This is a genomic window from Rhodococcus sp. 2H158 (assembly GCF_053764755.1).
In genome coordinates this window covers 188,975-209,784 of sequence record NZ_JBSNCE010000004.1, presented here as the reverse complement: position 1 = coordinate 209,784, position 20,810 = coordinate 188,975, and the positions used below count along the sequence as shown (strand labels likewise).

The 20,810-nt window shown below is 73.1% G+C and carries 18 protein-coding genes; 4 read left to right on the top strand and 14 right to left on the bottom strand.

The features are described 5' to 3' along the window. Positions 1-26: 26 nt before the first annotated feature. The 14 genes from ACWPOB_RS05655 to ACWPOB_RS05590 form a co-directional block, all read right to left on the bottom strand. A complete protein-coding gene (locus ACWPOB_RS05655; RefSeq protein ID WP_455400174.1) occupies positions 27-761 on the bottom strand; it encodes a cell division protein FtsQ/DivIB in 735 nt (244 codons plus the stop codon). Next, on the bottom strand, positions 758-2,290 hold the full coding sequence (gene murC / locus ACWPOB_RS05650; protein WP_455400173.1) for a UDP-N-acetylmuramate--L-alanine ligase: 1,533 nt from the start codon (positions 2,288-2,290) through the stop codon (positions 758-760). Before murC ends, ACWPOB_RS05655 begins: the two co-directional genes overlap by 4 nt. After that, positions 2,287-3,441, bottom strand: a complete 1,155-nt coding sequence (gene murG / locus ACWPOB_RS05645; RefSeq protein ID WP_455400172.1) for an undecaprenyldiphospho-muramoylpentapeptide beta-N-acetylglucosaminyltransferase — start codon at positions 3,439-3,441, stop codon at positions 2,287-2,289. Before murG ends, murC begins: the two co-directional genes overlap by 4 nt. Continuing rightward, positions 3,442-4,944, bottom strand: a complete 1,503-nt coding sequence (gene ftsW / locus ACWPOB_RS05640) for a putative lipid II flippase FtsW (RefSeq protein WP_455400171.1) — start codon at positions 4,942-4,944, stop codon at positions 3,442-3,444. It abuts the gene before it with no gap. Beyond that, on the bottom strand, positions 4,941-6,446 hold the full coding sequence (gene murD, locus ACWPOB_RS05635) for a UDP-N-acetylmuramoyl-L-alanine--D-glutamate ligase (protein WP_455400170.1): 1,506 nt from the start codon (positions 6,444-6,446) through the stop codon (positions 4,941-4,943). Before murD ends, ftsW begins: the two co-directional genes overlap by 4 nt. A gap of 4 nt (positions 6,447-6,450) precedes the next feature. Then, positions 6,451-7,533, bottom strand: coding sequence for a phospho-N-acetylmuramoyl-pentapeptide-transferase (mraY, locus tag ACWPOB_RS05630; RefSeq protein WP_003934158.1), 1,083 nt, complete (start codon positions 7,531-7,533; stop codon positions 6,451-6,453). Then, entirely contained in the window at positions 7,530-9,056 is a 1,527-nt protein-coding gene (locus tag ACWPOB_RS05625; protein WP_455400169.1) for a UDP-N-acetylmuramoyl-tripeptide--D-alanyl-D-alanine ligase, read from the bottom strand. The genes mraY and ACWPOB_RS05625 overlap by 4 nt, the downstream gene beginning before the upstream one ends. Then, on the bottom strand, positions 9,053-10,705 hold the full coding sequence (locus ACWPOB_RS05620) for a UDP-N-acetylmuramoyl-L-alanyl-D-glutamate--2,6-diaminopimelate ligase (RefSeq protein WP_455400204.1): 1,653 nt from the start codon (positions 10,703-10,705) through the stop codon (positions 9,053-9,055). Before ACWPOB_RS05620 ends, ACWPOB_RS05625 begins: the two co-directional genes overlap by 4 nt. 176 nt (positions 10,706-10,881) lie before the next feature. After that, positions 10,882-12,795 (bottom strand): peptidoglycan D,D-transpeptidase FtsI family protein, encoded by a 1,914-nt coding sequence (locus tag ACWPOB_RS05615; RefSeq protein WP_455400168.1) that lies wholly within the window; start codon positions 12,793-12,795, stop codon positions 10,882-10,884. After that, entirely contained in the window at positions 12,792-13,466 is a 675-nt protein-coding gene (locus ACWPOB_RS05610; RefSeq protein ID WP_455400203.1) for a hypothetical protein, read from the bottom strand. The genes ACWPOB_RS05615 and ACWPOB_RS05610 overlap by 4 nt, the downstream gene beginning before the upstream one ends. A 144-nt stretch (positions 13,467-13,610) precedes the next feature. After that, entirely contained in the window at positions 13,611-14,621 is a 1,011-nt protein-coding gene (gene rsmH / locus ACWPOB_RS05605) for a 16S rRNA (cytosine(1402)-N(4))-methyltransferase RsmH (RefSeq protein WP_100058622.1), read from the bottom strand. Between the two features lie 257 nt (positions 14,622-14,878). Continuing rightward, the gene (mraZ, locus tag ACWPOB_RS05600) at positions 14,879-15,310 is read right to left on the bottom strand and encodes a division/cell wall cluster transcriptional repressor MraZ (RefSeq protein WP_100058621.1); all 432 of its coding nucleotides are present in this window, start codon (positions 15,308-15,310) and stop codon (positions 14,879-14,881) included. 437 nt (positions 15,311-15,747) lie between these two features. Further along, positions 15,748-16,164, bottom strand: a complete 417-nt coding sequence (locus tag ACWPOB_RS05595) for a DUF3040 domain-containing protein (RefSeq protein WP_006933389.1) — start codon at positions 16,162-16,164, stop codon at positions 15,748-15,750. A gap of 219 nt (positions 16,165-16,383) precedes the next feature. Then, entirely contained in the window at positions 16,384-16,893 is a 510-nt protein-coding gene (locus ACWPOB_RS05590; RefSeq protein ID WP_455400167.1) for an SAV_6107 family HEPN domain-containing protein, read from the bottom strand. Between the two features lie 178 nt (positions 16,894-17,071). Between ACWPOB_RS05590 and ACWPOB_RS05585 the strand changes: the two genes are divergently transcribed. The 4 genes from ACWPOB_RS05585 to ACWPOB_RS05570 are packed head-to-tail and all read left to right on the top strand — an operon-like array spanning position 17,072 to position 20,807. Then, a complete protein-coding gene (locus tag ACWPOB_RS05585; RefSeq protein WP_100059085.1) occupies positions 17,072-17,671 on the top strand; it encodes a GNAT family N-acetyltransferase in 600 nt (199 codons plus the stop codon). A gap of 10 nt (positions 17,672-17,681) precedes the next feature. Further along, on the top strand, positions 17,682-19,271 hold the full coding sequence (locus tag ACWPOB_RS05580) for a phytoene desaturase family protein (protein ID WP_455400166.1): 1,590 nt from the start codon (positions 17,682-17,684) through the stop codon (positions 19,269-19,271). Further along, positions 19,268-20,074: a carotenoid biosynthesis protein gene (locus ACWPOB_RS05575; protein WP_455400165.1), complete on the top strand. Its 807-nt coding sequence runs from the start codon at positions 19,268-19,270 to the stop codon at positions 20,072-20,074. The genes ACWPOB_RS05580 and ACWPOB_RS05575 overlap by 4 nt, the downstream gene beginning before the upstream one ends. 31 nt (positions 20,075-20,105) lie before the next feature. Next, on the top strand, positions 20,106-20,807 hold the full coding sequence (locus tag ACWPOB_RS05570; RefSeq protein ID WP_100059110.1) for an LppM family (lipo)protein: 702 nt from the start codon (positions 20,106-20,108) through the stop codon (positions 20,805-20,807). Positions 20,808-20,810 lie beyond the last annotated feature (3 nt).

Sequence of the window (20,810 nt, the reverse complement as noted above, 5' to 3'; positions counted from 1 at the left end):
CCGTGCCTCGATCGCCGTCCGCGCCGTCATCGCACCGTCGGCAGGTCGGGGCCCGCCACATCATAGGTCTGGCCGGGTTGGGTGAGCAGCGGCAGCACCACCTGAGCCTTGCGCTCCGAGCGCTCCACCCCACCCCACACCACGACCCGGCCGTCGTGCAGCGTGAGCGAGACCTCGGACGCCGACGGAGCGGCCACCTCGCCCACCTGGACGCGCAGCTCGGGCGGCAGCGCCTCGAGCACCTCGATCGCCGCGGCCGTCGCGGGATCGCCGGGACCGGGGTCGGGGGTGACGAGGCGCGGGGTCAGCATGGGCGGCGGCTCGACCGCGAAGTCCACCCCGTCCGCGTCGAGCGAGTGGGTGCCGTCGGGCGTGTCTACGAAGAACACCGCCTCCCGCTCGGTCACCGTGACCCGCACGGTGGACGGGTAGACGCGCTGTACCCGCACCGACGCGGCCCGCGGCAACGTGGCGACCCGCTGTGCCGCCGCCGCCGTGTCGACCTGCAGCAGCGGCGTGCCCTCCGCCAGCTCGAGGCGGGCCAGCACCTCGTCCTGCGGGATCGCCGTCGCGCCGACGACCTCCACGTTGCGCACCGACAGCAACGGCGACAGCCAGGCGGCCGCGATCAGTCCGAGCACGGCCGCCACCACCGCCGCGCCGATCAGCACGGTCCGCACCCGCACGGACCGGCCCGACGGCCGTCGCGCGGGCCGCGCCGCCCGGCGGGGCCGGGTGCGGGTGGCGGAGGCGGGCGTCACGACCCGACCGGCCCCGGTCCGGCAGGAGCCCCCGGCCGCAGCCGGCCCGGCTTGCTGCGCAATGCGTCGAGGATCTGGCGGCCGAGCATGGTCACGTCGCCGGCGCCCATGGTGATCACGACGTCGCCGGGACGGCTCAGCCGCGCGACCTGCCGCGGCACGAGGGACAGATCCGGCTGGTAGTGCACGGGCTTGGACACCGATCGCGCGACGAGGGCACCGCTCACGCCCGGGCGCGGCTCCTCCCGCGCGCCGTAGACGTCCAGCACCACGACCTCGTCGGCGAGGTCGAGGGCCGCACCGAACTCGGTGGCGAAGGTCTCGGTGCGCGAGTACAGATGCGGCTGGAAGACGACGATCACGCGGGGCCGTTCGGTGCCGGTCTCGGTGTAGCGGACCGGTTCGCCGGCGACCAGTTCCGCGGCCGCGGCGAGGACGGCGCGGACCTCGGTGGGATGGTGGGCGTAGTCGTCGAACACCCGCACACCGTGCTCGCGGCCGCTGTACTGGAATCGCCGGTGCACGCCCCCGAAGCCGGCCAGGCCCTCGACGGCCTCCTCGACCGGGGCGCCCGCCTCGAGGGAGGCGAGCAGTGCGGCGAGCGCGTTGAGGGCCATGTGCCGGCCGGGGACGGAGAGCCGCACCGTGCGCGGCGCCGCCTCGTCGGCGAGGTGGAACTCGGCGACTCCCCCGACGTCCTTGGCCTCCCAGTTGAGCAGCCGCACGCCGACCGGCACGCCGTCCACCTCGGCGCGGTCGCCCACCACTGCCGCCGTGCCGTATCCGGTGATCCGCAGGTCGTCGGGGCGACGGGCCGTCGCCCGCCGCGCCAGGGCGGCCGAGCCGGGGTCGTCGAGGCACGCCACGAGCAGCCCGCCGGGGGCGATGCGGTCGACGAACTCGTCGAACACCCGCACGTATGCCTCTTCCGTGCCGAAGAAGTCGAGGTGGTCCGCCTCGATGTTGGTCACGATCACCACGTCGGGGTCGTACTGCAGCAGCGAGCCGTCGCTCTCGTCGGCCTCGGCGACGAACACGTCGCCGCTGCCGTGGTGCGCGTTGGTGCCGGACTCGTTGAGCTCGCCGCCCACCGCGAAGGACGGGTCGAAGCCGCAGTGCTGCAGCGTCACCACCAGCATCGACGTCGTCGACGTCTTGCCGTGCGTGCCGGCGACCAGGAAGGTGCGGTGCCCGCGCATCAGGGCCGCCAGCACCGCCGGGCGCAGCAGGACGGGAACGCCGCGTTCCCGGGCGGCGACCAGCTCGGGGTTGTCCTGGGGGATCGCGGCGTGCGTCGTCACCACGGCGGTGGGACCGCCCTCGAGCAGATCCAGCGCGCTCGCGTCGTGTCCGATGCGCACCGAGGCCCCCCGCGCGCGCAGCGCCAGCACACCGCGGCTCTCCTTGGCGTCCGATCCGGAGACCTTCCCGCCGCGAGCGAGCAGGATCCGGGCGATGCCGGACATCCCGGCCCCGCCGATACCCACCATGTGCACCCGCTCGAGCTGCGGGGGCAGCTGCTCGCTCATCGATCACTCCTGTTCGCTTCCACGCCTGCGACGTCCAGCACGATCCGCGCCACCTCGGCGGCGGCGCTGCGGTGGCCTGCCGCTGCCGCACGCCGTCCCATCTCGGTCAGGCGGGCCGCGTCGCGCAGCAGGGGGATCACCGCATCGGCCACGAACGCCGGCGTCAGTTCCTCGTCCGCCACGATCATTCCACCTCCCGCCGCCACCACCGGCCGGGCATTGAGTTCCTGCTCCCCGTTGCCGTGCGGCAGCGGCACGTACACCGCCGGCAGGCCGACCGCGGACACCTCGGCGACGGTCATCGCCCCGGAGCGGCAGATCACCGCGTCGGCGGCGGAGTACGCCAGGTCCATCCGGGTCAGGTAGGGCACGGCGACGTAGGGATACCGGTCGTGCTCGGGACGTGCGGGCACGTCGACGGTGTTCTTCGGGCCGTGGGCGTGCAGCACGGCGATGCCCGCCGCGGCGAGCGGCCCGGCGGCTCCCGAGACGGCCTCGTTGAGCGAACGGGCGCCCTGCGAGCCGCCGAACACCAGCAGCACCGGCCCCTCCGGGGGGAGTCCGAAGTGCGCCCGCGCCTCCGCCCGCAGCGCAGCCCGGTCCAGCCCGGTGATCGACGACCGGACCGGGATGCCGACGATTTCGGCGTCGCCGCGGCGCACGATGCCCGAACCCGGGACGGCGGCCAGGACACGCTCGGCGCGCAGGGCCCCGATCTTGTTGGCGATGCCGGCGCGGGCGTTGGCCTCGTGCACGACGACAGGGATGCGGCGCCGGCGGCGCAGCGGTCCGGCACCGGTGGCCAGGTAGGCGGGCAGCGCCACGTAGCCGCCGAATCCGACGACGACGTCGGCGTGGGTGTGGTCGAGCACCTCGCGGGTCCGGCGGACCGAGGCGAGGACCCGCGCCGGCAGCTTGGCCAGGTCGGCGGTGAGCTTGCGGGGCAGCGGCACCGGCGGGATCAGCTCGAGTGGATAGCCGCGCTGCGGCACGAGGGTGGTCTCGAGCCCCCGCTCGGTGCCCAGCGCGGTGATCGTCGCCGTCGGCACCAGCCGGCGGATCGCGTCGGCGACCGCGAGGGCCGGTTCGATGTGCCCGGCGGTGCCACCCCCGGCCACCACCACGGACAGGGCAATCTGCTCGCCGCTCACCTACGGTTTCCTCGCTCTCCGGTTCGTCCGTCTCTGCTGTTCGTCGTCGTGCCCGCGACGCCTCGGCTGCCGTGGGGATTGATCCCGCGGAGCGACGGGCTGCGCCGCGCGGCCCTGACCGCGGGCGCGTTCCTGCGGCGTGCGACCCCGTGGGGTCTGCCGCTCCCGGGTCGCCGTGCCGCCGCTCCGGTCGGCGGTGCCGGCCCGGCGTGCCTCGATCCGGCCGGGGTCGGCACGCCGGGAGGCGTCGAGCCGCACGGGTTCACCGCGCGACGGCGTGTACTGCTCCGGCTTGGGCAGCCGCAGCAGCCGCCCGAAGCGGCCGTCCTGCCCGGCGTGCAGGGCGGCGACGGCCTCGGGTTCGTGCCGCGCCGCGTTGGCGATCAGGCCGAACATCAGCAGCGTCGTCGCGGTGGAGGTGCCGCCGGCCGAGACCAGCGGAAGCTGCAGGCCGGTGACGGGCAGCAACCCGACGACATAGCCGATGTTGATGAAGGCCTGCCCGATGATCCAGGTGGTGGCGGTGGCGGTGAGCAGCCGCAGGAACGGATCCACCGAACGCAGCGAGATCCGCAGGCCGGCGTAGGCGAACAGACCGAACAGGCCGATCACCGCCAGGCCGCCGAGGAAGCCGAGCTCCTCGCCGATGATGGCGAAGATGAAGTCGTTGTGTGCGTTGGGCAGGTAGCTCCACTTGGCGCGGCTCTGCCCGAGCCCACGGCCCCAGAACCCGCCGTCGGCCAGGGAGAACTTCGCCTGGCGGGCCTGATAGCCGATGCCCTGCGGGTCCGCGCCGGGGTTGAAGAAGGCACGCACCCGCGCGGACCGGTACCCGGCGGTCAGCGCGAGGAGCACCGCCAGGCCGGCGGCGGTACCGACGATCGTCAGGAACACCCGCAGCCGCAGACCCGCGAACCAGAGCAGCGCGAGGACGATGATGGCGAGCGAGACGGTGGTGCCCAGGTCGGGCTGGAGGATGATCAGCAAGGTGACCACCAGGGTCGCCGGAACCAGCGGAACCATCATCTCGCGGGCGCTGGAGCGGTCGCCGCGGCGCGACGCCAGCAGGTGCGCGCCCCACACGGCGATGGCGATCTTGGCCAGCTCCGACGGCTGCAGCGACACGCCGGCGATGACGAACCACCCCCGGGTGCCCTGGGACAGCGTGCCGATGCCGGGGATGAGCACCAGCACCAGCAGCACGACGGTGACCGCGAAGGCCGGGAACGAGAACCGGCGCAGCACCCGCACCGGAACGATCAGGGCGAAATAGAAGATGACCAGGCCGAGAGCGGCGAAGATCGCCTGCGAGGTGAACAGTCCGTAGGCCGAGCCGTTGGTGGCGACGGCCTCGACGCTCGACGACGACAGGACCATCACCAGGCCCAGCACGGTGAGCAGCACCGCGATCGTGACGATCAGGTGGAACGAGGCCAGCGGCCGGGCCAGCCACAGCCCGACCCGGTTCCGCGCCGCCCCGTCGGCGGGCTGCGGGGCATTCACTGCCCCGTCCCGCCCCCGCGCAGCTCCTCGACCGCGGCAGCGAACGCGCGACCACGCTGCGCGTAGTCGGCGAACATGTCCAGCGACGCGGCGGCCGGCGCCAGCAGCACGGTGTCCCCCGCCGTCGCCAGCGACGCCGCCTCACGCACCGCGACCCGCATGGCCGCGGGTCCGTCCGCCCCCGGCAGCGCCACCCGGCGCGCCGCAGCCGGGGCCGTCCTCGGTTCGCTCGTGCTCATCTGCCCATCGTCGCGCGTGTCGAGGAGGACCACGGGGACCTCGGGGGCGTGTCGCGCCAGCGCGTCGGCGATGCGGTCGGCGTCGCGGCCGAGCAGCACCACCCCGGCGAGGCGGGGGGCGACCTCCGCCACCAGGTCGTCGACGTGGGCGCCCTTGAGCAGACCCCCGGCCACCCACACCACCCGGTCGTGGGCGAACAGCGACGTGCGGGCCGCGTGCGGATTGGTGGCCTTCGAATCGTCGACGTACGCCACGCCGCCGACGGTGCCGACCGGGGCGGCGCGGTGCGGACCGACCCGGTGCCGGCGCAGACCGTCGTGCACCGCGGAGGCGGGTACGTCGATCGCGCGGGCCAGCGCCGCGGCGGCGAGCGCGTCGGACAGGCCGGCCGGCCCGGCAGGGGTCACGTCGACAACCGACGCGAGCACCGCCGAGTCGGCGAAGGCCCGGTCGACCAGGACGTCGCCACTGATGCCGAGCTCACCGGGCTGCGGGTAGCCGAGCGTGAAGCCGACGGTGACGACGGCACGGGACCGGTCGCGCAGGCCCCCGGCGATCGGATCGTCGAGGCCGAGCACCCCCACGGTGCCGGACAGCGCCCGTGCCTTGGCGTCGATGTAGCCCGCCATCCCGCCGTGCCAGTCCAGGTGGTCCTCGGCGATGTTGAGGATCACGCCGGCCTCGGGCCGCACGGACGGCGCCCAGTGCAGCTGGAACGACGACAGTTCCACGGCGAGGACGTCGGCGCGGGGTTCCGCGCGGCGCAGTGCGTCGAGGACCGGCAGGCCGATGTTGCCGCAGGCCACGGACGCGAGCCCGGCGGCCTCGAGGATCGACTGCAGCATCGTCGTCGTCGTGGTCTTGCCGTTGGTGCCGGTGACGACGAGCCAGCGCCGCGGCGGGCCGTAGATCTCGGCGCGGTCGATGCGCCAGGACAGCTCGATATCGCCCCAGATCGGCACGGCGGCGCCGGCGGCGTGCGAGAGCAGCGGCGCGTCGGGCGCGAAGCCGGGGCTCGTCACGACCAGCGCATACTCGTGCAGCGACGACGCGTCCGCGACGAGGTCGTCGAGATCGACGGTGTCGGCGCCGAGCTCGCGGCAGCGCGCGAGGGCCTGCGGGTCGCGGTCGGTGACGGTCACCGTCGCGCCGAGGTCGCTGAGGGGAGCGAGGGTGGCACGGCCGGACATCCCGCCGCCGGCGACGAGCACGCGGGCGCCGCGGAGTCGGTCCAGGTCTTGGCGGCGCAGTTCGTCTGTCACGGTGTCAGTCCCCGATCGCCGCTAGGTATTCGCTGTAGAACAGGGCCATGCCGATGGCCGACGCGATGGCGGCGAGCAACCAGAACCGGATGATCACCGTCGTCTCCGCCCAGCCGCCGAGCTCGAAGTGGTGATGGAACGGCGCCATCCGGAACACGCGACGCCGGCTGGACCGGAACACCGCCACCTGGATGACGACGGACGCCGCCTCGGCGACGAACAGCGCGCCGATGACCACCATGAGCAGCTCGGTGCGCGTGGTGACGGACAGGCCCGCGAGCATGCCGCCGAGGGCGAGCGAGCCGGTGTCGCCCATGAAGATCTTCGCGGGGGCGGCGTTCCACCACAGGAAGCCGATGCACGCGGCGGCGCCGGCGGCGCACAGCAGCGCCAGGTCGAGCGGGTCCCGCACGTCGTAGCAGCCCTTGCCGGGGTCGGCGACGCACGAGTTGCGGTACTGCCAGAACGTGATGATCACGTAGGCGCCGAGCACGAGGCTCATCGACCCGGCGGCGAGCCCGTCGAGGCCGTCGGTGAGGTTGACCGCGTTGGACCACGCGCTGACGAGCAGGTACACGAAGAGGATGAACACCACCGCGCCCATCGAGACGGTAGCGATGTCGCGCACGTAGGACAGGTGGGTGCTGCCCGGGGTGAGTCCGTCGCCGTTGCGGAACTGCAGGGCGAGGATGCCGAACGCGACCGCGGCGACGAGCTGGCCGACCAGTTTGGCGGTCTTGTTCAGGCCCAGATTGCGCTGCTTGCGGATCTTGATGAAGTCGTCGAGGAAGCCGACGCCGCCGAGGGCGGTGGTCAGGCCCAGCACGAGCAGACCCGAGGCCGACGGTCCCTCCGCCCCCTCGTAGGCCAGGCCGATCGCGTGAGCACCGAAGTAGCCGGCCCACAGGCCGGCGAGGATCGCGACGCCGCCCATGGTGGGTGTGCCGCGCTTGGACTGGTGGCTCTGCGGTCCTTCGACGCGGATCTCCTGACCGAATCCCTGCCGCGAGAATGCCTTGATCAGCACCGGTGTCAGCAGGATCGACACCGCCAGTGCGATTCCCGCGGCGAAAAGGATCTGTCTCACCGTGCAGCCTCCGTTTCCGTTCCTGCCGTACCCGCCGTTCCTGCGAGGATCGCCTCCGCCACCGTCCACAACCGGACGGACTGCGAGGCCTTGACCAGTACCAGGTCGCCGGGCCGCAGCTCGCGCTCGAGGAGCTCGATCGCGGCGGCGGCGTCGGGGACGTGGCTCGCCTCGTCGCCCCAGGATCCTTCCATCACCGCACCCTGGTAGAGACCGCGGACCGGGCGGGTCGCGCCGACCGCGACGATGCGGGTGACGTCCAGGCGCACCGCGAGCCGGCCGATGGCGTCGTGCTCGACGACGGACTCGTCACCGAGTTCGCCCATCTCCCCCAGCACCGCCCAGGTCCGCCGCGGGCTGTCGCCGGCGCGGGCCATGGTCACCAGCGCCTTGAGCGCCGCCCGCATCGAGTCCGGGTTGGCGTTGTACGCGTCGTCGACGACGGTGACGCCGTCGGCACGGCTGCGCACGTCCATTCGGTGCGCCGACACCGCACCGGCACCGCCGAGCGCGGTCGCGACCTGCTCGGGCGTGGCGCCGCACTCGAGCGCGACGGCCGCGGCCGCGAGGGCGTTGCCGATGTGGTGCTCGCCGTGCACCGCGAGGGTGACCGCGGTGCGGCGCTCGGTGCCGTCGTCGCGCACGACGAGGGTGAACGTGGGACGGGCGTGCTCGTCGAGGTGGACGTCGGTGGCCCGGACATGCGCGGCCGGGTCGCTGCCGACGAGCACCACGCGGGCGCGGGTGCGCGGTGCCATCGCGGCGACCAGGGGGTCGTCGGCGTTGAGGATCGCCACGCCGCCCTCCTCGGCGGCCGGCAGGGCCTCGACGAGCTCCCCCTTCGTCCGGGCGATGACCTCCTGGGAACCGAATTCCCCCAGGTGGGCGGTGCCGACGTTGAGCACCACCCCGATGCGGGGCGGCGCGACGGTGGCGAGGGCGGCGATGTGCCCGGGTCCGCGGGCCGACATCTCCAGCACCAGGAATCGGGTGTCGGTGGTGGCGCGCAGCGCCGTCCACGGATGTCCGAGCTCGTTGTTGAAGGAGCCGGGAGGGGCGACGACCGGGCCGAGCGGCGCGAGCACCGCGGCGAGCAGGTCCTTCGTGGAGGTCTTGCCCGCGGATCCGGTGACGCCGACGACGGTCAGTCCGGAGGCGGTGAGCTCGTCGACCACGGCGCGGGCGAGGGCACCCAGCGCGGCGAGGACGGCGGCACCCGAGCCGTCGGTGTCGTGTTCGAAGGCCAGCGAGTTGGTCTCGACCGGCGGCACCGGCGGCACCACGACGGCGGGCACACCCACCGGTCGGGCGGCGAGCACCGCGGCGGCGCCGGCGGCGATGGCGTCGGCGGCGTGGTCGTGCCCGTCGGAGCGGGCCCCCGGCAACGCCAGGAACAGCCCGCGCGGGGTGACCTTGCGGGAGTCGAATTCGACGGTGCCCGTCACCTCGACGGCCGGGTCGTCGACGTCGTGCAGTGTCCCGCCGACCACCTCCGCGATGCGGGCGAGTGTCATCGGGATCATTCGGTGCCTCCGTACTGCTCGCTACCTGCGCCGGCGAACCGGTCGATGGCCGCGGCGAGCACTTCGCGGTCGTCGAAGGGGTGCTTGACCCCGCGGATCTCCTGGCCGGTCTCGTGGCCCTTGCCTGCCACGAGGACGATGTCGCCCGGACGTGCCCAGCGCACGGCGGCTTCGACGGCGGCGGCCCGGTCGCCGATCTCGCGGATCTCCCCCCGCTGCTGTTCGGGGACGGCGCGGGCACCGGCGAGCAGCGCGGCCCGGATGACCGCCGGATCCTCGGTGCGGGGATTGTCGTCGGTGACGACGAGCAGGTCCGCCCCACGGGCTCCGACGTCGCCCATGAGCGGCCGCTTGCCGTGGTCGCGGTCGCCGCCCGCACCGACGACGACGGCGAGCCGGCCGCCGGCTGCCCGTCCGCGCAACGTCGCGATGACGGCCTCGAGCGCGGCCGGCTTGTGCGCATAGTCGACGACGGCGAGGAAACCCTGCCCGCGGTCGACCCGCTCCACCCGTCCGGGTACGTCGACGTCGGCGATGCCGGCGGCCGCGGCGTCGACGTCGACCCCGACCGCCGCGCACACCGCGACGGCGAGGGCGGCGTTGGCGACGTTGTAGTGGCCGGGCAGGCGGACCGCGACGCGCCGTGCGGTGCCGTCGGGCCCGGCGAGGGTGAACACCTGGGAGCCGGACGGCTCGGTGCGGACCGCCGTCGCCGTCCAGTCGGCGGTTCCGGTGGTGGCGACGGTGCGCACCGCCTCGGGCTCCGTGGGGTGGGCGGCCCGGGCGATCCCGGCCATCCGCACGCCCCACTCGTCGTCGATGCACACGACGGCACGGTGGGCCCGCACGGGCGAGTCCGCCGCGAACAGCCGGGCCTTCGCCCCGAAGTAGTCGTCGAGGTCGCGATGGAAGTCGAGGTGGTCCTGGGACAGGTTCGTGAAGGCACCGACCGCGAAGCGGACCCCGGCGACCCGCCCCAGGGACAGGGCGTGGCTCGAGACCTCCATCACCACGGTGTCGATGCCCTGCTCGCGCATGGCCGCGAACAGGGCGTGCAGCTGCGGGGCCTCGGGGGTGGTGAGCGCGCTGGGGACCCGCCGGCCCGCGAGCCGGGTCTCGATGGTGCCGACCAGGCCCGTGACCCGCCCGGCGGCGGCGAGCCCCGCCTCGACCAGATAGGCGCTGGTGGTCTTGCCGGAGGTGCCGGTGATGCCGACGACCTGCATGTGCTGCGACGGGTCGCCGTAGATGGCGGCGGAGACGACACCGAGGACCGACCGCGGATCCGGGTGGACCAGCACCGGCACGGTGCGGGTGACGACGGCGGCGAGATGCTCGCATCCGGCGGCGTCGGTGAGGACGGCGACAGCACCGCGTTCCAGGGCCTCCGCGGCGTATTCGGCGCCGTGCGCGCGGGCGCCCGGGAGTGCGGCGAACAGGTCGCCGGGCTGCACCCCCTGGGCCCGCAGGTCGACGCCGGTCACGGACACCGGGGCGCCCGCGGCGGAGGTCGTGGCGTCCGCTGCGCCCGGTGCGACGGTGCCGACGGTGGCGCCCACGGCGGCAGCGAGGTCGCGGAGCTGCGTCACCGGTGGATGCTCGGGTCTCAGGCCGCCTCCCGGCGGGGACGGGTCCGGACTCGACGGCACAGGCACCAGGCTCCTCTCGCTCCGCGGCAGTGTCTCCTGCCGTTCCTCTACTCCCGCGGCCGCGCTGTTCCCGAGCACCGGGGCTCGACCGCGGTGTCACGGTACCGACGTGTCAGGTTACCGACGGGCGGCGGTGCCGCCGACACGTGCTCGGCGATCGTCCGCACCCACGCGGCTCAGTCCACCTGCAGGATCAGCTTGCTGCCCGGGTCCGCCGACAGCGGCACGCCCTCGCGCTGCAGCAACCACGAGGCGATCGTGTGGAACAGCGGTGCGGCGGACTGTCCGCCGCTGCCGTCGGCGCTGCGGGTGGGCGCGTCGAGCATGATGCCGATCACGTAGCGGGGGCGGTCGGCGGGCGCGATCCCGGCGAAGGTGATCCAGTAGTTCGAGTTCGAGTAGCACTTGCATGCGGGGTCGACCTGCTGGGCGGTGCCGGTCTTGCCGGAGACCTGGTATCCCTCGATCGCGGCCGGGGTGCCGGTGCCGCGCTGGTTACCGGTGTCGTCCTGCACCACAGCGCGGAACATGTCGCGCACGGTGGCGGCGGTCTGCGGGCTGACCACGCGTACCGGGTCCGGCCGGGGTGTCTCGGTGCGGGTGCCGTCGGGTGCGACGACCGCCCGGACGACGCGCGGCGGGATCCGCTCGCCGTCGTTGGCGATGGCCTGGTAGATCCCTGCCATCTGGAGCAGCGTCATCGACAGGCCCTGCCCGATCGGCAGGTTGGCGAAGGTACCGCCGGACCACTGCTCGCGGCTCGGCACGCTGCCGGCGGACTCGCCGGGCAGGCCCACGTCGGTGCGTTGCCCGAGGCCGAACAGGTCGAGCATCTGCGCGAACCGGTCCTCGCCGACCCGCTCCGCGAGCATCAGGGTCCCCACATTGGAGGACTTTCCGAACACGCCGGTGGCGGTGTAGGGCACGACGCCGTGGTCCCACGCGTCCTTGACGGTGACGCCGGCCATGCGGATCGTGCCGGGCACCTGCAGGACCTCGTCGGGGGTGGTGAGGCCGTCCTCGATCGCGGCGGCCGCGGTGACGATCTTGTTCACCGACCCCGGCTCGAAGGGGGTGCTGACGGCGGGATTCCCGAGTTCGGCGTCCTTCGGGTTGTTGCCGACCCCGATCGACGGGTCGAACGTGCCGTCGTTGGCCATGGCGACGACCTCGCCGGTCCGGGCGTCCAGCACGACGGCGGACGCGTTCTTCGCCCCGGACAGGTCCTTGGCGCGCTGCACCTGCTGCTGCACGTAGTACTGGATGTCGGAGTCGATGGTCAGTTCCACCGCGGAACCGTCGACGGCAGGTTGCTGATCGCGCCAGCTGCCGGGGATCACCGCGCCGTCGGAGCCCCGATCGTACGTCGAGGAGCCGTCGGTGCCGGCGAGCACGGAGTCCATGGAATCCTCGAGCCCGAGGAGGCCGTGCCCGTCCCAGCCCGTCGCGCCGACGAGGTTGGCGGCGAGCGAGCCGCCGGGATACAGCCGGATGTCCTGACGCTCGAGACCCACCTTGTCGTACTCGTCGACGAGCGAGGTCGCAACGGCCGGATCGACGCCGCGCGCCAGATAGACGAATGTCTCGTCGCTGCGCAGCTTGTCGAGGATCTCGTCCTCGGGGGCGGCCGCTCCGAGCGCCTCGTGGATCGCCTTCGCGAGGCCCTCCAGATACGCGCCGGTCTCCGGCTGCGTCGGGTCCTCGGCGCGCGCCTCGTCCAGCTCTCGCCGGACGCGGACGGGCTGGAAGGTGAGCGCCTTCGCCTCCATCGTGTAGGCCAGCGGGCTGCCGTTCCGGTCGGCGATGGTGCCGCGGGTGGCAGGCTCGACGAGCCGCGTCGTGCGCTGGCTGGCCGACTCGGCGGTCAGCTGCGGCGCCTGGACGACCTGAACCCACAGCAGTTGCACGGCCGCGACACCGAGGGCCAGGAACATGACTGCGCGCCCGTACCGGTAGCGGAACCGGAACCCGGTGGTGTCCGCTCCGCCGGTGACCGGGCGCGAGCGGGTGCGCCGGGCGGGCGCCGGCCGGCGGGAAGGAGCAGGGCGGCCGCGGACCGGCCGGGAAGACGGTGGGGTCCCTCGCCTCACCGGCGCCCGTCCTCGGCGTGCGTCGCAGGGGTCACGGGCACCAATTGTTCCGGCTGACCGGGCGCGGCCCCGGCATTGCCGGGCGACGGCGTGGCGTCCCGGGGTGCCGCGGCAGGCTCCCCGGGCGGCACCGCCGCCGTAGCCCCGGGCGGCACCGCCGCCGTAGCCGACGGCGCGGCGCTCGGGGTCGTCGCGGTGGGGGCCTCACCCGTGGCGCCGGCCGACGGCGCGGCGGCCCGGTCGGTGCCGGCGGACTGGGTCAGCGGCCGCGGATTCTCGCTACCCGCGCTACCCGCGAGCGGCGGGAGCTGGGCCCGGCTCCGGTCATCGGCTGCCGGGGGGTTCAGCGGCGCGGCCGGCGCCCCCTCGGCGGGGGCCGGAGTTCCCACCACGCGCACACCGCCGTCGTCGCCGACGACCAGGCGCGCGACCTCGCCGGTGGGGATCATGCCGAGCTTTGCGGCCTGCATCGCCAGCACCGGCGCCGAGTTGCCGGTTTCGACGTCGCGCTGCAGCACAGCGCGCTCCTGGATCAGCCGCTGGTTGTATTCGCGTGCGGCGCTGAGCTGGTAGGAGTCCTCCGCGGCGCGGGTGGTCAGCAGCAGGGTTACGGCCATGCCGACGCCGAGGAGACCGATAATGGTGGCCACGAACGGAATTCGCGCCGCCACACTACCGGCACGGCGAGCGGGTGCGGGAGTCGCCGTGTCCGGGGTCAGGTGCGCCGTGCGACGGCTGCGCCGCTGGTACGCGCGCTGCGCAGCCGTGGATCGAGCCGGACGGCGAGCAGGTGCTGCCACCTGTACGGTCATCGGTTACCTCCTGGCGATTCGTTCGGCGGCACGCAGGCGCACGGGCGCCGAACGCGGATTGGCGTCGATCTCCTGCTCCGTCGCCCGTTCCGCCCCGCGGGTGAGCATCCGCAATTCGGGCCCGGTACCCGGAAGTTCCACCGGGAGCCCCTCCGGGCTCTTCGACTTCGTCAGCGGCGTGAGAATCTGCTTGACCACGCGATCCTCGAGGGACTGGTACGACATGAACACCACCCGTCCCCCGACGGCGAGAGCGTCCAGGGCGTCCGGGATCGCGGCGCGCAGCGAGTCGAGCTCCCCGTTGACCTCGACCCGCAGCGCCTGGAACGTGCGCTTGGCGGGATGGCCGCCGGTGCGGCGGGACGCGGCCGGAATCGCCCGGTACAGCAGCTCCACCAGCTCCCCGCTCGTGCGCAGCGGCGTCTTCGCCCGCTGCCGCACGATCTCCGAGGCGATCTTCCCGGCGAACCGCTCCTCCCCGTAGGTGCTGAGGATGCGGGCGAGGTCGCCGTGGCTGTAGGTGTTGAGCACGTCGGCCGCGGTGACGCCCGTGGTGGGGTCCATTCGCATGTCCAGGGGTGCGTCGCGGGAGTAGGCGAAGCCGCGCTCGGCCTCGTCGAGCTGCATCGAGGACACGCCGAGGTCGAACAGGATCGCATGCACGGATCCGACCCGATCCAGTCCGCACGAGGCGAGGGCGTCGGCGATGCCGTCGTAGCGGGTGTGCACGAACTGGGTGCGGTCGGCGAACGACGCGAGCCGCCGGCGGGCGACGGCCAGGGCGTCGGGGTCGCGATCGAGCCCGATCAGGCGCATACCCGGGTAGGTACGCAGGAAGTGCTCGGAGTGTCCGCCGAGACCGAGGGTGGCGTCCACATAGATCGCACCCGGGCCGGCGGCATCGATGGCGGGGCCGAGCAGTTCGTCGGCGCGGTCGAGCAGGACGGGGATGTGACCGAAGCTCTCCGGACTCTCGGCCTCCGGAACTGCCGCCGCGTCCTGACCCTCCGCCATTCTTCCTCCGGTTGTCCTGCTCGGTTCGTGGGCGATCGGATCGTGGCTTCGGTCGGGGGGTTCGCAGTCACGCCTCCGGATACGACCGCGGCGAATGCATCGAGGTCTCTGTCCGAACTGGGAAACCTGGCGTTGGGGAAGTACGTCAGGGTTCCGTTTCACGAACCTGGCACTGGGGAAGTGTGTCAGGGTCGCTGTCGGGCAGAGGCCTCGCGGCACTCGCCGCGGTGGCACTGCGGTCGCTGCTGCGGTTCCGGTCACAGAATGTCGTGCAGGGCCTCGTCTCTCGCTTCCGAAAACTCTTCCTCGTGCTCGGCGAGGTAGTGCTCCCACGCCGCCGCGTCCCAGATCTCCAGATGCTTGACGGCACCGATCACGGCGCAGTCCTTGGTGAGCCCCGCGTACTTGCGGTGGGCGGCGGACAGGGTGATCCGGCCCTGTGCATCGGGACGCTGCTCGTCGGTTCCCGCCGCCAGACTCCGGAGGAACGCCCGGGCCTGCGGATTGCTCCGCGAGGCGGCGGCGGCGCGCTCGGCCAGGGCGGCGAACTCGTCGCGCGGAAAGACGGAAAGGCTGTGGTCCTGACCCTTCGTGATCATCAACCCTCCCGCCAGTTCGTCTCGGTACTTCGCGGGCAGCGTGAGCCGCCCCTTGTCGTCCAGCTTGGGCGTGTGGGTACCGAGGAACACTCGACACCCCCCGCCACGCCCCGGCCGGACCCTGCCTCCTACCCGACGGAGGAACCCCTCCGCCGCGACCCACACTACCCCACTTTCCCCCACGTTCAACCGCTTACGCGCCCACGCGCGGCGCCGTTTTTCGACTGTGCGCAGTTCACGGCGGGTGGGGCGGAGTGGGCGACGACGAACGGCGCGGGCAGCGCCGCGGCGCGTGGACTGGGACGCGGGCGCAGGACAGCGAACCCGGAGGCGGGAAACACGCTGGTCGGCTCCGTCGCGTCCGCTGCTCGCCGGTCCCGAGAGCCGAAGTGGGCGGAAGTGGGGCACGAGCGTGGGGGACGGTGGGGCGCCCGATACCGCGGCCGACGCACGTCCGGGAACGCCGAACGGCGCGTCCCGTGGCGGGACGCGCCGTTCGTGAGAACTCGCGTGGAAGTACTGTCGCGCTACTCCTGCTCGAAACGCCGGCGGAAGCGGTCCTCCATCCTCTTGCTGAACCCTCCACCGGACTTGCGGCCGCCGCGGGACCTACCATCCCCGGCACCGCGGCTTGCCCCGCGGGGACCGTCACCGACGCCTGGACCGCGCTTGCCTCCGAGGAGGAGCAGGACCCCCGCGCCGAACATGACGATGAATCCGACGAGACTGATGATCGGGAACCCACCCGGCTTCACCGGGAGGGCGACGCCCGCGATCAACAACGCCAAACCCAGTGCGAACAACGCGCCGGCCTGGAGCCGACGCCGACTGGACGCCATCCCCATCCGGCTTCCCCGGACGGTAGAGGCGAACTTGGGATCCTCAGCATAGAGCGCGCTCTCGATCTGTTCGAGCATGCGCTGCTCGTGCTCGGAGAGTGGCACGGTACCTCCCCCGGCACTAAAACGGTGGCCGCCGGATCTGCGGTCCAGATCGACGGGGGGCCGACTTTGACGGCCGCCTGGCTCAATAATACGAGTACATCCCGGCGGGGACCACCAACTGGGGATTCGAGTTCGATCACGGTTCCGAAGGTCCTGCGTATGACGGACCGACGACCCTGGCCCGGGCCGTCGAACGACCCGGGCTGCCCCCTGCACCGATCATGCGCTGCGCCGGTCGCCCCCCGACCCCGAATTCCCGGACGCCGACCGGTCGTCCGCGCCCGTCAGGTAGTCCTCCACCTCGTGGAGAAAGCGGCCCACCTCGTCGTAGAAGCGGCTCGCCTCGTCGGCGGGCACGGAGCGCGTGACCCCCGCCTCGATCGCCGCGCGGGTATCCGAACGATCGGCGAAGAAGTCCGCCCAGGCGGCGAACTCCGGCTCCGCGCGGGCCATGAGCACCCAGGCGTTGCGGGTGCGGGGACGCCGCGCCGGCCGCACCGCCCGCAACTCGGCGCCCGCGAGCACGGCGCCGGCACCGCGCAGGGCGGCGAGATAGGCCAGGTGGAATCGCTCGGACGGTTCCGGAGTGCCGGCGGCCGCCGACAGCAGCTCGTCGGCACGGTCGAGCAATGTCGCGGCGCGCGACGACACCGGGCGGGCGGCGCAGTCCGATCGGCCGACGGCCCGCGGGCCGGTCGCACCCGACTGTGCGGTTCGTGACGTGATCATCACTCCGAACACCTCCTGCACCCCGCCGGGGCACCGGCCGGGTCACGGCCCCGGCGATCCGGCGATGTTCGCTTCCCTCGAACATCGCCGGATCCCCGGTATCGAACATCCGTTCGACGTATTCAATATAGCTGCACCTACCGACACGTCGTCAAGGGAAGGCGGTCCAGTCCCCGTCATGAGTACGGATGCGACCCCGCGGGGCGCGGCGCCGATCCTCGTCGATCTGTCCGCTGCCGAGTTCCGCGCGCGACTGCCCGAGGTGCTGCCCATCTACGTGGCCGCCATGCGATACCCGCGCGGCACCGAGTACCACCGCGCGCCCATGTGGTCCGAGCACTCCGCCCGGCCGGGATGGAAAGCCGTCGCGGCGGCACTGCCGGACGAACCGTCGACGCTCGTCGCGATCGCCTACGGCTATCGCGGGTCGCCGCACCAGTGGTGGAATCAGCAGGTGCGGACCGGGATGCGCCACGCCGGCTACCCCCCGGAGACGATCGACGCAGTCCTCGGCGACTACTTCGAGCTGACCGAACTCCACGTGCGACCGGACGCCCAGGGTCACCGCATCGGGGAGGCGCTCCTGCGCCGGTTGCTGAGCGACCGCCCCGAGCGCACGGTCCTGCTGTCCACTCCCGAGATAGCCGGCGAGGACAACCGGGCCTGGCGGCTGTACCGGCGATTCGGGTTCCGCGACGTCGTCCGGCAGTTCCGGTTCACCGGGGACGCCCGCCCCTTCGCCGTCCTGGGACGGGACCTTCCGCTCGAAGGTCCGTAGCGTGGGCGGGGTGATCGATGCCGTCGTCGTGGGTTCCGGGCACAACGCCCTGGTGAGCGCGTGCTATCTGGCCCGTGCCGGCTGGTCGGTGGAGGTGCTCGAGAAGGACACCGTGCTCGGCGGCGCCGTGTCGACCGTGGAGCGCTTCCCGGGGCACGCCGTCGACCGCGGCTCGTCGGCCCACGTCATGATCCGGCACACCGGCATCGTCGAGGAACTCGACCTCGCCGCCCACGGCCTGCGCTACGTCGACTGCGACCCGTGGGCGTTCGCGCCCGCCCCCGTGGGCAGCGACCGTCCGGGCATCGTCTTCCATCGTGATCTCGACCGCACCTGCCGATCCGTCGAGGCCGCATGCGGAGCGCGCGAGGCCGACGCCTACCGCCGCTTCGTGTCGGTGTGGGGTCCGCGCAGCGCCCGGGTGATGCGCTCGTTCTCGGTGCCGCCGACCGGCCGGCACCTGCTTTCGTCCTTCTGGGGCCTCGACACCGGCAGTGGCGGCAGCGACCTCTCCCGGCAGTTCCTCACCACCGGCGACGCCCTGCTCGACGAGCACTTCGACGACGAGCCGCTCAAGGCCGCCCTCGCCTGGTTCGGTGCCCAGTCCGGCCCCCCGATGTCCGAACCCGGCACCGCCCCCATGGTCGGCTTCGCCGCGCTGATGCACACGCTGCCGCCCGGCCGGGCCGTCGGCGGAAGCGGCGCGCTGACCCGGGCCCTGGCCGCCCGCCTCGCGGTCGACGGCGGCGTCGTCACCCTCGGCGACGCCGCCGCAGAGATCCGCCGGGCCGGGGACGGCTGGGCGGTACGTACCGACTCGGGACGCACCGTCACCGCACGCACCGTGATCGCCGGCTGCCACGTGCTGACCACGTTCGACCTGCTCGAACGCGGCGGATTCGACCGCGCCCGCCTGAACGCATGGCGGCGCCGGATCCGCGTCGGCCCCGGCATCGGCATGGTGCTGCGCCTGGCGACCGACGCGCTGCCGCGGTACCCCAGCGGTCCCGCCGACGAGTCCGACGCCGTGCGGGGCCTGCAACTGCTCGTCGAGGACCGCGCCCGGCTCCGGCTCGCGCACGGCGCGGCACTGGCGGGGGAACTACCGCCGCGGCCGGCTGTGCTGGCCATGAGTTTCACGGCGCTCGATCCGTCGATCGCACCGCCCGGCGAACACCAGGTGACCCTGTGGTCGCAGTGGCACCCGTACCGGCTCTCCGGTGGCCGGCAGTGGCCCGCACTGGCCGAGTCGGAGGCGGATCGGATCATCGCCGAGATGGAACGGTTCGCCCCCGGCTTCGCCGGTTCCGTCCGGCACCGGCACATCCAGACCCCGCACGAGATCGAACGCGAACTGGGCCTGATCGGCGGCAACGTCATGCACGTGGAGATGTCGCTGGACCAGATGTTCATGTGGCGGCCGCTGCCGGAGCTGTCCGGGCACCGGGTGCCGGGCGCCGACGGGCTCTATCTGACCGGCGCGTCCACCCACCCCGGGGGCGGGGTCTCCGGCGCGAGCGGGCGCAACGCCGCGCAGCGCGCGCTCGCCGACTCCGGGGGTGGCCCCCTGCGCCGGGTGCTGGGGCGGTGGCGGCGATGAATCGCCTGCCCGCCGTTCTCGCCGGCGGCGCGATCGCCGCACAGATCGCCTATCCGCTGACCACCGGCCAGGCCCGCGACGTCGTCACCGTCGCCGTGGTCACTCTCCTCGCGGCCGCCGGGCTCGCGCACGCGGCGGCGCGGCGCGGCCTCGCCTGGACCGCCGGGTTCTTCGTGATCACGGCGGGTGTCGGCTTCGCCTCCGAGGTTGTGGGGACCGCCACCGGGTACCCGTACGGCTGCTACGCGTACGCCACCGACCGGCTGGGTCCCGCACTGTTCGACGTGCCCCTCGTGGTGCCGCTCGCCTGGACGGCGGGGATGTACCCGGTCTGGTACGTGGCCTCGCTGCTCGCCCGGCGCGGCGGGATGTCGTGGCCGGGCGGGAACCGCGAGCGGGTGACCCGGATCGCGCTCACCACGGTGGGAATGGTCGGCTGGGACCTGTACCTCGACCCGCAGATGGTGTCCGACGGCCAGTGGAGCTGGTGCAACGGCGGCGGCCTGCCGGGCATCGAGCAGATCCCGCTCACCAACTATCTCGGCTGGGTCGTCGTCGCCACGCTGATGGCGGTGGGGCTGGACCTGCTCGACCGGACCGGCCGGGTACAACCGGGCAACGACACCGTGCCGCTGGTGCTGTTCCTGTGGACGTGGCTCGGGTCTGCGCTCGCCCACGGCGCGCTCCTGAGCGCCCCGGAGCTGCGGTACTCGGCCGTCTACGGCTTCGCGGTCATGAGCGTGCTCGGCGTCCCGCTGCTGTGGTCGCTGCGGCGACGCGCCGGGGCAGGGGCTCGCGTCTGACACGTCCCCGCGCTCCTGGCACGATGGCGCTGTGCAGCTGCCCACCTCGCCCCGCTCCCGCCGACGGACCCTCTCGGCGGCGCTCCTGCTCCTGCTCGTCCCCGTGCTCGCCGGCTGCCTGCGGGTGCAGGCGACGATGGGGGTGTCGGCCGACGACCGCGTCTCCGGGCAGATCGTCGCCGCGACCATCCCCGCCGACGAGAACGACAAGGGACCGCAGCTGGTGGCCCCGGACTCGCTCGCCGACAGGGTCCGCGTGCAGGAGTACGACCAGGACGGGTACGTCGGCAGCCAGGTGTTCTTCAGCGATCTGAGCTTCGGCGACGTGCAACAGCTCGGGTCGATGTCCGACCAGACCTCGGGCACCTTCCAGCTCGCGCTGCAGCGCGCCGGCGACCTGGTGAGCGTCAACGGCAAGGTCGATCTCGAGTCGGTGCCCGTGCAGGGCACCGACGTGCAGATCACGATCGCGTTTCCGGCGCGGGTGGCCACGACCAACGGCACCCGCGAATCCGACTCGATCGTCACGTGGAAGCTGCCGGCCGGTGAGGTGAGCACGTTGCGCGCCGAGGTCCGCTACGCCGACCCGAATACCCGGGGATTCGCCGGCTGGGCGGGTATCGTCGCCGGCGTCACGATGGGCGTCGCCGCGATCATCGGAGCCCTCGCCTGGATGAACCGCAACCCCGCTCTCCCGCGGCAGCGCACCCGCGACGACGCGACGGCGTCCTAGGGC

Coding starts and splice junctions, on each gene's coding strand:
- ACWPOB_RS05590 (WP_455400167.1), bottom strand. CDS start 16,893: ATGATCACGTCACGAACCGCACAGTCGGGTGCGACCGGCCCGCGGGCC.
- murC (WP_455400173.1), bottom strand. CDS start 2,290: ATGAGCGAGCAGCTGCCCCCGCAGCTCGAGCGGGTGCACATGGTGGGT.
- ACWPOB_RS05625 (WP_455400169.1), bottom strand. CDS start 9,056: ATGATCCCGATGACACTCGCCCGCATCGCGGAGGTGGTCGGCGGGACA.
- ACWPOB_RS05585 (WP_100059085.1), top strand. CDS start 17,072: ATGAGTACGGATGCGACCCCGCGGGGCGCGGCGCCGATCCTCGTCGAT.
- ACWPOB_RS05575 (WP_455400165.1), top strand. CDS start 19,268: ATGAATCGCCTGCCCGCCGTTCTCGCCGGCGGCGCGATCGCCGCACAG.
- rsmH (WP_100058622.1), bottom strand. CDS start 14,621: ATGGCGGAGGGTCAGGACGCGGCGGCAGTTCCGGAGGCCGAGAGTCCG.